We start from the raw sequence: 15959 nt of genomic DNA, 5'->3' as shown, positions 1-15959 counted from the left end.
TAGTTTTTGGAGGGTTATTATGAGTAAAAAACCTGTAATGTTAATGATATTAGACGGATTTGGAATTTCTCCAAACAAAGAAGGTAATGCAGTAGCTGCTGCTAATAAACCAAATTATGATAGATTATTTGCAAAATATCCACACACTGAATTACAAGCTTCAGGATTAGAAGTTGGTCTTCCAGAAGGACAAATGGGTAACTCAGAGGTTGGTCATTTAAATATAGGTGCTGGTAGAATAATATACCAAGAGTTAACTAGAATAACTAAAGAAATAAAAGAAGGAACTTTCTTCACAAACAAAGCTTTAGTTAAGGCTATGGATGAAGCTAAAGAAAATAATACTTCATTACACTTAATGGGATTATTATCAAACGGAGGGGTTCACTCTCACATAGATCACTTAAAAGGTCTTTTAGAGTTAGCTAAGAAAAAAGGACTTCAAAAAGTTTACGTTCATGCTTTCATGGATGGTAGAGACGTTGCTCCATCATCAGGTAAAGAATTCATAGTTGAATTAGAAAATGCTATGAAGGAAATTGGTGTTGGTGAAATAGCTACTATAAGTGGTAGATATTACGCAATGGATAGAGATAACAGATGGGAAAGAGTAGAATTAGCTTATAACGCTATGGTTTTAGGAGAAGGTGAAAAAGCTTCTTCAGCTGTTGAAGCTATAGAAAAATCTTACCATGATAACAAAACTGACGAGTTCGTTTTACCTACAGTAATTGAAGAAGATGGACACCCAGTTGCTAGAATTAAAGATGGAGACTCAGTAATATTCTTTAACTTTAGACCAGATAGAGCTAGAGAAATAACTAGAGCTATAGTTGATCCAGAATTCAAAGGATTTGAAAGAAAGCAATTACACGTAAACTTTGTTTGTATGACTCAATATGACAAAACTTTAGAGTGTGTAGATGTTGCTTATAGACCAGAAAGTTACACAAATACTTTAGGAGAATATGTTGCATCTAAAGGATTAAACCAATTAAGAATTGCTGAAACTGAAAAATATGCTCACGTAACATTCTTCTTTAACGGTGGAGTAGAACAACCAAACACTAATGAAGATAGAGCATTAATAGCTTCACCAAAGGTTGCTACATACGATCTTAAACCAGAAATGAGTGCTTATGAAGTAACTGATGAATTAATAAATAGATTAGATCAAGACAAATATGACATGATAATATTAAACTTCGCTAACCCAGATATGGTTGGACACACTGGAGTACAAGAAGCAGCTGTTAAAGCTATAGAAGCAGTTGATGAGTGCTTAGGAAAAGTAGCTGATAAGGTATTAGAAAAAGAAGGTACTTTATTCATAACTGCTGACCATGGTAATGCAGAAGTAATGATAGATTACTCAACTGGTAAACCAATGACTGCTCATACTTCAGATCCAGTTCCATTCTTATGGGTATCAAAAGATGCTGAAGGAAAATCATTAAAAGATGGTGGAAAATTAGCTGATATAGCTCCAACTATGTTAACTGTTATGGGATTAGAAGTTCCATCAGAAATGACTGGAACATGTCTTTTAAACAAATAATATAAGTTAGTTATATATTTTAAATAGTATTCTTCTTCATGAAGGATACTATTTTTTTATAATAAAATAAGTTTTTAGCTTGTGATTTTATTACTCATATAGGGCTTTATTTTTTTATTAAGTAAGCTCTATAGATAAAGGTTTAATTACTATTTATTTTTATTAATATTCAATATGATTTAAGCTTAAGGCTTTTATCTTTTAAGATTAATATTTATTTTATTAACACTTAAATTTGATTATTAATATTGATGATAAAATAATTTTAATATAAGAAAAGTCAATATGTTAAAAAATATATCTTTATTTTATATTAATAGTAATTTAAATCATTTAATTTGTCTTATTTTTAAAGATTAAAATTAAATAATGGAAGTTTGAAATATTTTCAAAAAACATTTAACAAATAAGGAGTAAAGAGTTATAATATATATAAACAAAACGTTAACAAAATGTTAACTATGTTTATAACTCAAAAATTTAAAAGTTTCTTACTTCTATTTGAAGCAACTAACTTTTTAATTTATTTGAGCTAATCAAATAACTTAAAAGGAGTTGAATTTAAATGAAACAGGAAGGAACAACAAAAAAATCATTGACACTTTTTGGATTTTTCGCAATGACAGCCTCCATGGTTATGGCTGTATATGAATATCCTACTTTTGCAACATCTAAATTGCACTTAGTATTTTATCTACTTTTAGGAGGTTTCTTATGGTTTATTCCAGTTGCTTTATGCGCTGCTGAAATGGCAACTGTAGATGGATGGGAAAAAGGTGGAGTTTTCACTTGGACTGGAAAGAACTTAGGTAAAAAATATGGTTTTGCAAACTTATTTTTTGAATTCTTTGAAATAACAGTTGGATTTGTAACCATGATTTATTTCATCCTTGGGGCTTTATCATATGTATTTGACTGGCCAGCACTAAATAGTAACCCAATGATAAAATTTATAGGTGTATTAGTAATCTTTTGGATTTTAGCATTATCTCAATTTGGAGGAACAAAATACACTGCTAAAATAGCTAAAATAGGTTTTATAGTAGGAATACTTTTACCAGCAGCTATTTTAATAATCTTAGCTCTTGTATATATAATTCAAGGAAATCCTATATATATATCAAGTAAAGATACTTTTGTTCCAGACTTTACAAAGGTAAATACCTTAGTTGTATTTGTATCCTTTATATTATCTTACATGGGTGTAGAAGCATCAGCTACTCATGCAAATGAAATGGATAATCCAAAGAAAGAATATCCATTAGCAATGCTTTTATTAGTTATAGTAGCAATTGTTGTTAGTACTTTAGGAGGTCTTGCAATAGCAGCAGTTATTCCTCAAGATCAAATAAATTTAAGTGCTGGGGTAGTTCAAACCTTTGCTGTTTTATTAGGTCACTTTACAGCTAACAATACAATTTTAGTTAAGATAATAGCTTTATTACTTGCCTTTGGTGTAATTGCAGAAGTAAGTTCATGGGTTGTAGGACCAACAAGAGGAATGATTATAGCAGCTGAAGAAGGCGCTATTCCAAAATCATGGGCTAAAACAAATGAACATGATGTACCAGTTTACTTAGTTATAGCACAAGGTATAATTGTTAGTATATGGGATGCTGTTTTAACCTTTGGAGCAGGTGGAAGTAATCTTTCATTTTTAGCAGCAATGTCATTAACAGTTGTAATTTATTTAAGTGGATATATTCTATTCTTTGCAGGATATATAAAAGCTATATTAGGAGAAGGATTAAATGGAGCTTATCAAATTCCTGGTGGAAAACCAGTTAAGATTATAGTAGCCATAATTGGACTTGCAACTTCTATATTTGCATTCTTTATATCTTTTGTTCCACCTACATCAATTGCAGGAAATGCAGTTCAATCACATGAGTACATGTGGATGCTTATTATAAGCTATGTAATATCATTAATATTACCATTTGCTATTTATGATTTATGTCAAAAATACATGCATTCTCATGAAGGAAATATCCATCATGCAGTAGCAGGTCATAAACACTAATTTAAAGAAGGCTGTCCTAAAGAGTTGATAACTCAGCTTGTTTAGGAGAGCCTTTTTTATTTAGTTATAACTTAAGTTTATATAAATTATTTCTGCAAAATAATATTAAAGTAAAATTTTAAAATTAATTTATAAATTCCTTTATAAGTGTAAATAATAAAACTAGAATTTAAATTACTTAATTACAGAGGACAAGGAGAATAAAAAATGAGCAAGAAAAAAACTTTAAATGGAATACAACAAAGTATGAAACAGCACAATGCTGAATCTTCAAATTCAAAAACTGGATTTAATGAGAGAAGTAATACAGCTAAAGAACCAGGAATAGCAAATACAAAAGGACTTTAAAATTAGAAAAATGAGCTTTTAAATAGCTCATTTTTCTTTTAAGGAATTTAAATTATTAAATAGTATTTGAATTTAAAAAACAAAATTTTATAAAAATTTTTTTGGGAGTATTAATTATTAATATTATAGTTAATTCATAATAAAACACTATTGTATTAAGTATAATGAACATTTGCTTATTAAATTATAAATTTTATAGGTATTTAAGGATTATTTTTCTAAAAAGATGAAAAGTGATAATCATTTTCAATAAATGTGATTTAAATCATATTTTTAATATAAAAAATAGATTAAAATTAAAGCATAAAATTTATTAGAAAAGTAAAGAATAAAAAATAATTGAGTATTAACTTGAATTTTCTTAAGGAGGAATTTAAAGATGAAACAATATATTGAAATAATTGACGTGGTAGCAAGACAAATTTTAGATTCAAGATGCTTCCCAACAGTAGAGGTTGAAGTTTATTTAGAAGATGGAACAGTTGGAAGAGCAGCAGTACCTTCAGGAGCTTCAACAGGGATATATGAAGCTGTTGAATTAAGAGATGGAGATAAAGATAAATACCTAGGAAAAGGTGTTGAAAAGGCAGTAGCAAATGTTAATGATACAATTGCAGAAGAAATAATAGGATTAAATGTATTAGATCAAGCTTACATAGATAAAACTCTTATAGAGTTAGATGGAACTAAAAATAAAGGTAAATTAGGAGCTAACGCAATCTTAGGAGTTTCTTTAGCAGTAGCTCAAGCAGCAGCTAACTATTTAGGAATGCCTTTATACCAATACATTGGAGGAGTAAATGCTAAAGTTTTACCAGTTCCAATGATGAACATAATAAACGGAGGAAGTCATGCTGATAACTCAGTAGATATCCAAGAGTTTATGATTATGCCAGTAGGATTTGATTGCTTTGAAAGAGCTGTAAGAGCTTGTGCAGAAGTTTATCATGCATTAAAGAAAACTTTAAATTCAAAAGGATACTCAACTGGTGTTGGTGATGAGGGTGGATTTGCTCCAAACTTAAAATCAAATGCAGAAGCAATAGAAGTTATCTTAGAAGCTATTGAAAAAGCAGGTTATGAGCCAGGAAAAGAATTCTTCATAGCAATAGATGCAGCTTCATCTGAGTACTACAAAGATGGAAAATATGTTTTAGAGCATGAAGGAAAAACTTTAACAGCTGCTGAAATGGTTGACTTCTTTGAAGATTGGGTTAACAAATATCCAATAATCTCAATAGAAGATGGTATGGCCGAAGAAGACTGGGAAGGTTGGAAGCTAATGACTGAAAGACTTGGTAAAAAAGTTCAATTAGTTGGTGATGACCTATTCGTTACAAATACAGAAAGATTAAAAACTGGTATAGAAAAAGGAATTGCTAACTCAATTCTAATAAAACTTAACCAAATAGGAACATTAACAGAAACATTAAATGCTATAGAAATGGCTAATAGAGCAGGATATACAGCTGTTGTTTCTCATAGATCAGGAGAAACTGAAGATACAACTATAGCAGACTTAGTTGTTGCAGTTAATGCAGGTCAAATAAAAACTGGTGCTCCGGCTAGAAGTGAAAGAGTAGCTAAATACAACCAATTAATCAGAATAAATGAAGAATTAGGTGAAGTAGCTGAATACAGAGGAAGAAATGCATTTTTCAACCTTTCAAAATAATTATATTAAAAGATAAAAAATAAAATTTTATAAATAAAAAACCTCTAAGCTTTCTTAGGGGTTTTTTGCTTTCGTATATTTATAAGTTAGTTTTATATTAGAAATTAGTCCTACATTAGAAATTACTTCTATATTAAAATTTAGTTTTATAGTATTTTTTTATATTGAAAAAATAGAAATTTTTATTTGAATAAATAAAGCTAAATAATATGGAATATGAGAAAAAAATAATTAGGTTATTTTAAGTCTTATAACTTTAGTGGAACATAAATATTTTTTAGGTTGTCATGACTTTAAAAGTTTAAGATTTATTAAAGCTATATTAATTATAAATAGCAACTTATATATTGATTATTCTTAAATAATATACTCGTAAATGATAACAAATAAAATAGTAAAAAAGAAAAAGTAAAAATAACAAAAGGTGGGTATAAAAAATAAATAGCTTTAATAAATAAAAAGAAAATTGAATTTTTTATTTTAAATAGAGGCTATAACAAAAGGGAAGTAACATTTAGTAATTGTATATTATATAATAATAAAAAACGATAAAATAATTTTAACTATTGAAAATAATACATTAATAAAGTAATATAGGAAAAAAGAAAATATTAAATAATCCTTTGAAGAGGAGTAAGTAGTTAAGCTTAGTTTCAATAAAGAGAGTCAATGGTGGTGGAAATTTGGCAAGAAAGAGTTTAGTGAATGGACCTTGGAGGAATAAAATGAAATCTCTTTAAGAGAAAGTAGTGGAATGGTGTGCTGCACCTTATAGCAGATAGAGTATGTTAGTACTTGAAAATGAGAGATATTAGTAAGTATTTTAAGTTTAAAACCCTAGCTAGGTCTATTTAGTTATAATTAAAATACAATACTAATATAAATTAGGTGGTATCGCGGATTCAACTTCGTCCTATTTTTAGGGCGGAGTTTTTTTATTTGTTACAAATAAAACTAGAAATTATTTGGCTAAGGAGTAACACCATATATTTAGCTGAATGGTAAAGTTTATATTTTTAGCTAAAAAGAAAAAGCTTACATTTAGCTAAAGAGTAAAATCTTATAGAACTAAGAATATACAGGTAAGTTTAAAAATAGTTTTGATTTTTAAATGTTCTTTAGATAAGTAAACATAGTTTCATATAAATAGAAAGCTTTAAAAATTAATAAAGGTTTTTATTGTTTTTATGATACAGAATTTTTAAAAGAGGGAGCAATATACTTCTTAATTAGTAAACCTACTTAGCATTTTTATTACTAAACTTTTGGTACACTCACTTAAAATCTATAAACAGTAGTAAACCTACTTATTATTTTTAGGATGTATTGATTATTTTATGAATCAAGGAGCTTTAAAAAGTAATAAATCTATTTATTATTTTATTACTATAATCTAATAAATATTATGTTTTAGTCTTAGTTAGGGATTTAATTAGGGATTATGACCTTATTAAGAATGATAATTGAGTTTAAATTTGATAGGGGGAGTTAAATATGAAATGAAGTTTAAAAAATCAATATGAAAATAATATAGAAAATTTAAAGTTAAAAACTCCCTTGAGGAGGAAATGGATTATTAGGAGGATTTTAAAATGAATGTAAGAAATAATACAAAACTTATAACAATAAATGCTTTATTATTAGCCATAGGAGTAATATTACATCAAATAACACCAATATTAGGCTTGCCAATGCAACCAGACTTTGCTCTTACTATGTTATTTATAATAATTATATTAAATGATAACTTTAAGATAACTATGGTTTCAGGAACTTTAATGGGGATATTTACAGCTATGACAACTAAGTTTCCAGGTGGACAATTACCTAACGTAGTAGATAAGATTTTTACTGCACTTATAGTATTTTTATTTATAGCTTTAATAAAAAAATCTAATATATTAGGAAGATTATCAGTAGAAAAGAGAAATAATATATTAATTGCAATTGTTTTACCTTTAGGAACTTTAGTAAGTGGAATTTTGTTTTTAGGAACTGCTAAAATAATTGTAGGACTTCCAGCAAGTTTTTCAATACTATTTTTAACTGTTGTAGTGCCTTCAATTGCTTTAAATACAGTTATAGGACTAGTATTATATAGAATTGTAGAAAAGTCTCTAAGAAGAGCCTCTTATAGTATAAGAGGATAGAAATTTAGATAAATTATATAATAATAGGAAGATGGGGAAAATATATATAAGAAAAGTAGTCAAACTATATAATATGCATTGTTTTATAAAAGTGTGATAGTCAAGGATATAAATATTGTAAATTTTTCATTGGTGTGATATGATAATTGCATGGAATTATGCAACTATACAAAGCTTAGGAGGTTTTCTTATGAACACAATTTTAGTAGTGGTCCAAACTATTTTAGCTATAGTAATTTTGGTTTCAATAATGATGCAACCAAGTAAAGCAGATGCCTTAAGTGGATTAATCCAAGGAAGTCAAGATAGCTTCTTCTCAAGAAATAAAGGTAGAACAAGAGAAGCTAGACTTATAAAAGTTACTATCTTTGCATCTGTATTATTCGCTATAAATACATTAGCTATAAATTTAGTTAAATAGTTATTTTTTGGCCACCCATATAATTAGGGTGGCTTTTAAATTATATTGGATTGATTAAAATTTCATATTTAACATTTTACAAGAATGGTTTTAGATTAATATTGGATTGAATTTCCTTAATCAAAGAGAGGATTTAAACATATCATATTAGTAGGATGATAACTCAATGTTTTCTAGCAGTATCTTAGATAATTAGGTGAGTTAATTCATTAGAATTTAAGAGAAACAGGCTTTGAGCTAAAATATAAAAGTTGCATTTAAATCTATATATAGAACGGAGGAAAAAGCATGAAAATAAAAGATATAATTTTAGGGTTTATGAAAGAAGAAGCATACAGACCAATGACAATGTTAGAATTATCAAAGATATTTAACATAAATAAAGCTGAATATAAACAATTTAAAAAAGTCTTTAAGGCATTAGAGGCAGAGGGATTAATAGCTAGAGATGAGGAAGATAGATTTGGCTTAATAGATAAAGTGGGTTTAATACCTGGAAAAATTCAAATACATCAAAAGGGATTTGGTTTCTTAATACCAGATGAAGAAGGTGTAACTGATGTATTTATACCTAAGAATGCTTTAAATGGGGCTATGAACGGAGATAGAGTATTAGGTAAGGTTGTAAAAGAAAGCCAAGAAGGAAAAAGACGTGAAGGTGAAATAGTAAGAATAACTGAGAGAGTTAACACAAAGGTAATAGGAATATATGAGGATAATAAGAGTTTTGGATTTGTACTTCCACAGGATCAAAGAATTCAAAATGATATATTCATATCTAAGAAGGATAGAAATGGAGCTAAAAAAGGTAATGTAGTTGTTGTTGAAATAACTAAGTGGCCAGATGGTAGAAGAAAGAATCCAGAAGGAGTAGTAGTAGAAATACTAGGAAACAGAGGAGATTTAGGTTTAGATATTATAACTGTAATTAAGAAATATGCTCTTCCAGAAGAATTCCCTCCACAAGTTTTAGCCTTTGCAGAAGAAATTTCAGAGGAAATCCCAGAGTCAGAAATTAAGAGAAGAACAGATTTAAGAGATGTAAAAATGGTTACTATAGATGGTGAAGATGCTAAGGATTTAGATGATGCTGTATCTATAGAAAGACTTCCAAATGGAAACTATAAATTAGGAGTTCATATTGCAGATGTAACTCACTATGTAAAAGAAAATAATCCTTTAGATAAAGAGGCCTTTAAGAGAGCTACTTCTGTTTACTTAGTTGATAGAGTTATTCCTATGCTTCCTAAAAAGTTATCAAATGGAATATGTTCATTAAATCCACAGGTAGACAGACTTGCTTTAACTTGCTTTATGGAAATAGATCATAAAGGAAATGTGGTTAACCATTCAATACATGAAAGTGTAATTAAAACTAATGAGAGAATGACATACACTGATGTAACTAAGATTTTAAGAGATAATGACAAAGAGTTAATTGAAAGATATAAAGATTTAGTAGATGATTTTAAGGCTATGGAAGAGTTATGTAAAATCTTGAATAAGAGAAGAATGGGAAGAGGAGCTATTGACTTTGAATTTGCAGAGAGCAAAATAATCTTAGATGAAAAAGGAAAGCCAATAGATATAAAACCATATGAAAGAGCTATAGCAAACAGAATCATAGAAGAATTTATGTTAGTATGTAATGAAACTATAGCAGAATATATGAATAAGGCTGAAATACCTTTTGTATATAGAATACATGAGGAGCCAGATAATGAAAAACTTCAAAGATTTAAAAACTTTGCATATAGCTTAGGATATTCATTTAATTTTGGAGAACTTATTGAGCCTAGAGATTTACAAAAGGTTGTTGAAGAAGTTAAGGGCAAAAATGAAGAGATGGTAATAAACACATTACTTTTAAGAAGTATGATGCAAGCTAGATATTCTCCAGACTGTGCAGGTCACTTTGGATTAGCAGCTGAATACTATTGTCACTTTACTTCACCAATTAGAAGATATCCAGACTTACAAATTCATAGAATAATAAAAGAATATATAAATAAGAAGATTGATCCTAAGAGAGCTAAGAGACTTTTAAGTATTGTTGACTCTGCATCTAAGCAATCTTCAGAAATGGAAAGAATAGCTCAAGAAGCTGAAAGAGAAACAAATGATCTTAAGAAGGCTGAATATATGAAAGATAGAATTGGAGAAATATTTGATGGTATTATTTCTTCAGTTACTGGATTTGGAGCCTTTGTTGAACTTCCAAATACTGTAGAAGGTCTTGTTCATGTAACAAGCTTTAGAGATGATTATTACATCTATGATGAGGAAAACCTTCAATTAATAGGTGAAAGAACTAAGAAGGTTTATAAACTTGGAGAAAAGGTTAAGGTTCTTTGCTCAAGAGTAGAAATGGATACTAGAGAAGTTTATTTTGAAATAGTTGAGGATAAGTACACTATTGAGGAAAAGGAAGCTGAAACTGAAGAGAGAGAGAATTTACTTGATGAAGTAAAAAAAGAGCTTGAAGCAGAGGGAAAGGTTGAAATAATAGAACCAAGAGAAGAAACTGCTGAGGAAGAGCTTTAATAATAGGAAGATAGAAAAACTTATAGATAGATTTCGAGAATTACTACATTTCATTAAGAATTTATAGTAGTCACTCCAAGTAAGTTACTAAAATCTGAAAACTTGCTGCGCTTCGGACATTCAGGTTTATTAACGTAACTTACTTTACGTGACTACTTAAATTCTAAAATTCATGTAGATATTCTCTATATTCTATCTATAAGTTTTATTAATATCTTTATATAATTAAAGGCTCTTAAGAGATAAGTTTGTATAATAGGATAAAATCTAAAATTAGAATATTTATTAGCTTATTAAATATTAGAATAATTCACATAGAAAATTAGTATGTTCAAGAGTTATTTAGTTAAAGCGTACGGTGATTTGAAACTTTTTATATGGAAAAGTATGGAGGGATATGATAACGTGATTTGAAGATTTTATGGTTTTATGGGGAGGATATAGGGGCTTATTAGCTTAAGGTTAATAAGTATAGTTTTGTGAATTTACATTTAAATAGTAAATATGTTAAAATAATAAGCAAAGAAAAGAAATAAGAGGCGTTTTGCTTTGGGTAAGTAAAATTGCTTTTAATATAACCATAGTAGGTGAGAAGTATGGCAAAGAGAAAAGACAATAAGACATTAGCAGAGAATAGGAAAGCTAGACATGATTACTTTGTTGATGAGGCTATGGAAGCAGGTATAGCTTTAGTTGGAACAGAGGTTAAGTCTATTAGAAACGGAAGAGTTAACTTAAAGGATTGTTATGCAGATATAAATAATGGAGAAATATTTATAAATAACATGCATATAAGTCCTTATGAGCAAGGAAACATATTTAATGTTGATCCTTTAAGAAAAAGAAAATTACTTCTTCATAAAAGTGAAATTCAAAGATTAATAGGAATAGTTCAACAACAAGGGGTTGCTTTAATACCACTTTCTTTATATTTAAAGAATGGAAGAGTTAAGGTTAACTTAGGAGTTTGTAGAGGTAAGAAAAACTACGACAAGAGAGATACAATGCTTGAAAAGGCTCATAAGAGAGAAATGGATAGACAACTTAAGGAAAGAAATAGATATTAGATTCTTTTCTAGAAGGTACTTAGAAGAAAAAGTTATTATTTTAATTTTAAAACTTTATCTTTTAAGTACCTTTTTTATATTTAAGTTAAGGAACTTTTGTTTATTATTAATTTATAAAGTTTTAGATTAAATTAGGTTATTATATGTTTTTATTAACTTATGTAAAGGAGGAATTTTATAAGGGGGAGGAGGTTAAAGTTTAGAGAGGTAGTAATTTAGAAAATTATAAATTAAAAGGAGGCAGTATTTAGGGGATTTATAAATTAAAAATAGTCAATTTTCTAGGAGAGCCTTGAAAATTAAAGACATAAAAGACTTTAAGTAAGAATAAATTTTTAAAAGATTAGGTTACAATTAGAAATTGATCATATAATATAAAAAATATTTACAATTAATATAAATAGGCATTTTAAAATTATAATATAAAAATTAATATAGGGGTGTTTTAATGAGAGTTTTAAAAGGGGTAATTTTAGCTATAATTCCAGCATTCTTATTTATGGGATGTGGAGAATTTTCTAAAAATGATGTTGCAAAGGTAAGTTTTGAGAAGCTTTCAGAAAAAGAGGAGCAGATTTTAAATTTGACTGACAATAGAGTTTTTTTCTATAAGGTGAAAAACATTTCTAAAAATAAGGGTTATAGGATTGATTTAAATTATGAGGTTTATAAAGAGGGAAAAGAAGTGAAAAATGAACCGATTTTGACAAGTGTAAGTGAAACATATGAAAAGGGGAAAGAGAATATAACCTTAGGAATAAACTTTAAAGATGATAATAGGATAAATTGTCTTTTAGGTGGAGATGGAGCTTATAGTCGTCATAATTACAAGGCTGAGGAAAATATAAAGGACTATTTTAGTGCTAATTTTGCTGGTGATTATGATTTAGAGCTTGAAAAAGGAAAGAGAGTTTGTCTTTATTATGCAACTTTAGGAAATGGAATTAGTAGTAATGTTATAGGAATGAACATGGATTCAGAGGAAATAAAAGAAACTATTAATAGAAATAATGACTGTATTTTCTTAAGTATAAGTGTAGATGATTTTAGTGAGTAGTTTATAAATGTATTTTAGAGATTAAAATAAATCTAAAAGAGTAAATGTTCCTTAGAAAAGTTAATGGTTTATAAATAGAATTTAGAGCCTTAATAAAGTTAGTATAAAACTAAGTATTATTAAGGCTCATATTTTAAACTTATTATATAAGATTTTTCTGTAGAAATTTAAAAAGGAAGTATAATTAAAAATTAATAGTTAAAAAATTAATCAGTATAAATTTATATTAACTCTTAAAGTTTTAAAATTAATATGTGTAATTTTTAAGATTTAAGAGTTTTTTTAGATTGATTCTAAATCTATGAAAAAATTAATTAGAATAATTTTTAGCTTTTCACTTTAAAAGTTAGTTTTGTATATTATGAATCTCTAATAATTCACTAAACTTTGAGAAAAATTTTAAGTTTGTAAGCATCTCATCCTTAAGAGCTATTTCTTTTAAGGAGTCACAATAGTTAAAGGCTCTTTCTAAATAATAAAAGGCATTATCAAAATCTTTTTTTAATGAATAAGCTCTTGCTTTATAATAAAAGGCCATAAAGTTATATGGGGATATGGCAAGGGCCTTATTTAAATTGTTTAGTGCCTTATCATAGTGACCTAAGCAAAGAAGTACATTTGCATATTCACAATAAGAAGCATCATTTTCTTGATCTATTTCTAAGGATTTCTCGTACATTTTAGAACTGTTTTTTAAGTCATTTAAAAGAAAGTAACATTCTCCTAATTTTTTATAAGCAGAGGCATTGTTTTTTTCAATTGAAACAAAATCTTCAAGATATTTAGTAGCAAGAAGATAATCACCATTTTCAAAAGCACAGTATGCCTTCCCTGATAAGGCGTTTTTAAAACAAGGGTTAAACTCAAGTGCTTTATCAAAAGATTCCTCAGCTTTAGAGTATTCTCCTATTTCAATATAAGAGAAACCTTTATTGCTTAAAGCAAAGGTATCTATAGGATTTAATTTTAAGGCTCTTTCTGAAAAATCTATGGCTCTATGGTAAAGTTTTAGATTATAATATACAAATGCAATATTATTGTAAAGTTCATAGTTAGGTTCTTTAAGCTTTTTTATTGCCTCTATGGAAAGTTCATAGGCTGCATCAAAATCTTTTTGCTTTGATAGTACTAAAATTTTATTATTATAGAAAAATAGAGGATCTAATTTTTTTGAATACTTGTCTAAAAGATAAAGAGCATGTTTAAATTTCCCTAGAGAGACATATTTCCTTATTTGTTTTTCTGGCAGAAAATTATCTGACTCTATTAAATATAAAATTATAATTATGGATAAAATACATATAAGTATTATTATTAATGATTGAAATGAAGTCATATTTATCTCTCCTAAATATTCTTCTACTATTATTATATAAAGAATTACTAAAAAGGATTACATGAATAATAAGAATACTGTATAATAAAATTAGATAGCAATAGGTTTTCCTATTATGATATAATATAGGAAGTTAATACTATAAATTAATAGTAAGAAAGGATGTAACCAAATGGAACTATTAAAAGATAAGATAAAAAAAGAAGGTAGAGTTACAGAAGATAATATTTTAATGGTTGATTCTTTTTTAAATCACCAAATGGATGTAGAATTTTTTAACGAAGTAGGAAAAGAATTTAAAGATAGATTTAAAAATGATCAAATAGACAAAATCCTTACAATAGAATCAACAGGAATAGGATTAGGAATAATAACTGCTCAATACTTTGATAATGTACCAGTTGTTTTTGGTAAGAAAATAGAAAGATTACCAAGAAACAAGAGAGAAGAGGTATTTAACTCAGAGGTTTATTCATTCACTAAAAAAACAATATACAATGTTGTTGTTGATAAGAAATTCATAAAACCAGGAGAAAAAATCCTTATAGTTGATGATTTCTTAGCAAATGCATGTGCAGTTTTTGGATTAATAGATGTTGTTAAACAAGCTGGAGCAGAAGTTGTTGGAGTAGGAATAGTTATAGAAAAAGGATTCCAAAGCGGAAGAGCTCACTTAGAAGACAAAGGAATAAGAGTTGAATCTCTAGTTACTATAGATAAGATAGAAGATGGAGAAGTTTACTTTAAATAATTTTTTTAAGATTATTTTTATTAGCTAAATAGGGCTAAAAAGTAACATTTTAAGCTTAAAGAGAGCAAAAGATAAGAAATTTTAATTTAGGTAAAATTAACCATTGATATTTTAAGTAGAATTAGGTATTATATAAATTGTCTGTTTTAGAATGTTAAAAGTTAATTAATTAGTCAAGGAATTTATCTCTTACAAACAAAAATATATGTCCCTTGACTAAATTAATTAATTAATATATAATGAGAACATAAGTTTGATTAAAACTTTTGAATTTAAAAATTGAATATGGAATTTTTAGCGTTTAGACCATATTATTATCTCATACATGGGGGCGTTTTGGCTTCGACGGGGGTAAGATGGGTTTGATAAGCGAGTCGAGGGAAGCATGGTGCCTCGATAATAAAGTATGCATTAAAGATAAACGCAGAAGATAATTTTGCATTAGCAGCTTAATTTAGCGCTGCTCATCCTTCCTCAATTGCCCACGGTTGAGAGTAAGGGTGTCATTTAAAAGTGGGGAACCGAGCCTAGCAAAGCTTTGAGCTAGGAACGGAATTTATGAAGCTTACCAAAGAGGAAGTTTGTCTGTGGACGTTCTCTGAGGGAATTTTAAAACACAAGACTACACTCGTAGAAAGTCTTACTGGTCTGCTTTCGGACACGGGTTCGACACCCGTCGCCTCCACCATAAAACCCTAGACAATACCGAAATGTTTTGTCTAGGGTTTGTTTTATGCTTATATAATATCTATAGCTTATATAAATATAAAATAGGATAATATTATACTTCTTATATAGTATGCATTAATAAAAATATTAAATAGTAGATAGTGGGGCAAGTTAGTTTGTAAATGTTGAGAAAAACAATTATCGTAGTTTTTATAAAATTGACAATAGTTTAAAAGATTTAGTTTTAAATGATAAATTGTGTTAAGTTTATATTAATTCCAAGCGTTATAGAGATACAATATTATTATTTTAATAAATAATAAAACTTTTAAATAATAAAGACTAGAAAAACTAATATTT

11 protein-coding genes and 1 other RNA gene are annotated in these 15959 nt (G+C 27.8%); 11 read left to right on the top strand and 1 reads right to left on the bottom strand.

Annotated features, from left to right (window positions below; translation table 11 throughout):
* Positions 1-19: 19 nt before the first annotated feature.
* From gpmI to CPF_RS07295, 9 genes are all read left to right on the top strand, one after another.
* On the top strand, positions 20-1558 hold the full coding sequence (gpmI, locus tag CPF_RS07330) for a 2,3-bisphosphoglycerate-independent phosphoglycerate mutase (protein ID WP_011590746.1): 1539 nt from the start codon (positions 20-22) through the stop codon (positions 1556-1558).
* 565 nt (positions 1559-2123) lie between these two features.
* Positions 2124-3581 (top strand): glutamate:gamma-aminobutyrate antiporter, encoded by a 1458-nt coding sequence (gadC, locus tag CPF_RS07325; RefSeq protein WP_011590745.1) that lies wholly within the window; start codon positions 2124-2126, stop codon positions 3579-3581.
* 207 nt (positions 3582-3788) lie between these two features.
* Complete coding sequence (locus tag CPF_RS15010; protein WP_003450461.1) at positions 3789-3929, top strand: hypothetical protein; 141 nt, start codon at positions 3789-3791, stop codon at positions 3927-3929.
* Between the two features lie 379 nt (positions 3930-4308).
* A complete protein-coding gene (gene eno / locus CPF_RS07320; protein WP_003460354.1) occupies positions 4309-5604 on the top strand; it encodes a phosphopyruvate hydratase in 1296 nt (431 codons plus the stop codon).
* A gap of 1592 nt (positions 5605-7196) precedes the next feature.
* Positions 7197-7754 (top strand): tryptophan transporter, encoded by a 558-nt coding sequence (locus CPF_RS07315; RefSeq protein ID WP_011590744.1) that lies wholly within the window; start codon positions 7197-7199, stop codon positions 7752-7754.
* Positions 7755-7944: 190 nt separating this feature from the next.
* Entirely contained in the window at positions 7945-8175 is a 231-nt protein-coding gene (gene secG / locus CPF_RS07310) for a preprotein translocase subunit SecG (protein ID WP_003477916.1), read from the top strand.
* 288 nt (positions 8176-8463) lie between these two features.
* A complete protein-coding gene (gene rnr, locus CPF_RS07305) occupies positions 8464-10719 on the top strand; it encodes a ribonuclease R (RefSeq protein ID WP_011590743.1) in 2256 nt (751 codons plus the stop codon).
* Between the two features lie 596 nt (positions 10720-11315).
* Positions 11316-11786, top strand: a complete 471-nt coding sequence (smpB, locus tag CPF_RS07300; protein ID WP_003456486.1) for an SsrA-binding protein SmpB — start codon at positions 11316-11318, stop codon at positions 11784-11786.
* Positions 11787-12234: 448 nt separating this feature from the next.
* The gene (locus CPF_RS07295) at positions 12235-12843 is read left to right on the top strand and encodes a hypothetical protein (RefSeq protein ID WP_011590742.1); all 609 of its coding nucleotides are present in this window, start codon (positions 12235-12237) and stop codon (positions 12841-12843) included.
* A gap of 346 nt (positions 12844-13189) precedes the next feature.
* Here the strand turns inward: CPF_RS07295 and CPF_RS07290 are convergent, their stop codons facing one another.
* Positions 13190-14179, bottom strand: a complete 990-nt coding sequence (locus CPF_RS07290; protein ID WP_011590741.1) for a tetratricopeptide repeat protein — start codon at positions 14177-14179, stop codon at positions 13190-13192.
* A gap of 172 nt (positions 14180-14351) precedes the next feature.
* On the opposite strand from CPF_RS07290, the gene CPF_RS07285 reads away from it, so the two are divergent.
* Positions 14352-14930: a xanthine phosphoribosyltransferase gene (locus CPF_RS07285; protein ID WP_003465824.1), complete on the top strand. Its 579-nt coding sequence runs from the start codon at positions 14352-14354 to the stop codon at positions 14928-14930.
* Between the two features lie 327 nt (positions 14931-15257).
* Positions 15258-15618: a transfer-messenger RNA gene (ssrA, locus tag CPF_RS14775) on the top strand.
* Positions 15619-15959: the final 341 nt, after the last annotated feature.

Origin of the sequence: Clostridium perfringens ATCC 13124 (assembly GCF_000013285.1) — a bacterium.
GTDB classification, from domain to species: Bacteria; Bacillota; Clostridia; order Clostridiales; family Clostridiaceae; genus Sarcina; species Sarcina perfringens.
The sequence above is the reverse complement of the archived record's forward strand: the minus strand, read 5'-3'. Positions and strand labels throughout refer to the sequence as shown.

Coding starts and splice junctions, on each gene's coding strand:
- eno (WP_003460354.1), top strand. CDS start 4,309: ATGAAACAATATATTGAAATAATTGACGTGGTAGCAAGACAAATTTTA.
- CPF_RS07290 (WP_011590741.1), bottom strand. CDS start 14,179: ATGACTTCATTTCAATCATTAATAATAATACTTATATGTATTTTATCC.
- CPF_RS15010 (WP_003450461.1), top strand. CDS start 3,789: ATGAGCAAGAAAAAAACTTTAAATGGAATACAACAAAGTATGAAACAG.
- CPF_RS07285 (WP_003465824.1), top strand. CDS start 14,352: ATGGAACTATTAAAAGATAAGATAAAAAAAGAAGGTAGAGTTACAGAA.
- secG (WP_003477916.1), top strand. CDS start 7,945: ATGAACACAATTTTAGTAGTGGTCCAAACTATTTTAGCTATAGTAATT.
- smpB (WP_003456486.1), top strand. CDS start 11,316: ATGGCAAAGAGAAAAGACAATAAGACATTAGCAGAGAATAGGAAAGCT.
- CPF_RS07295 (WP_011590742.1), top strand. CDS start 12,235: ATGAGAGTTTTAAAAGGGGTAATTTTAGCTATAATTCCAGCATTCTTA.
- CPF_RS07315 (WP_011590744.1), top strand. CDS start 7,197: ATGAATGTAAGAAATAATACAAAACTTATAACAATAAATGCTTTATTA.
- gadC (WP_011590745.1), top strand. CDS start 2,124: ATGAAACAGGAAGGAACAACAAAAAAATCATTGACACTTTTTGGATTT.
- gpmI (WP_011590746.1), top strand. CDS start 20: ATGAGTAAAAAACCTGTAATGTTAATGATATTAGACGGATTTGGAATT.
- rnr (WP_011590743.1), top strand. CDS start 8,464: ATGAAAATAAAAGATATAATTTTAGGGTTTATGAAAGAAGAAGCATAC.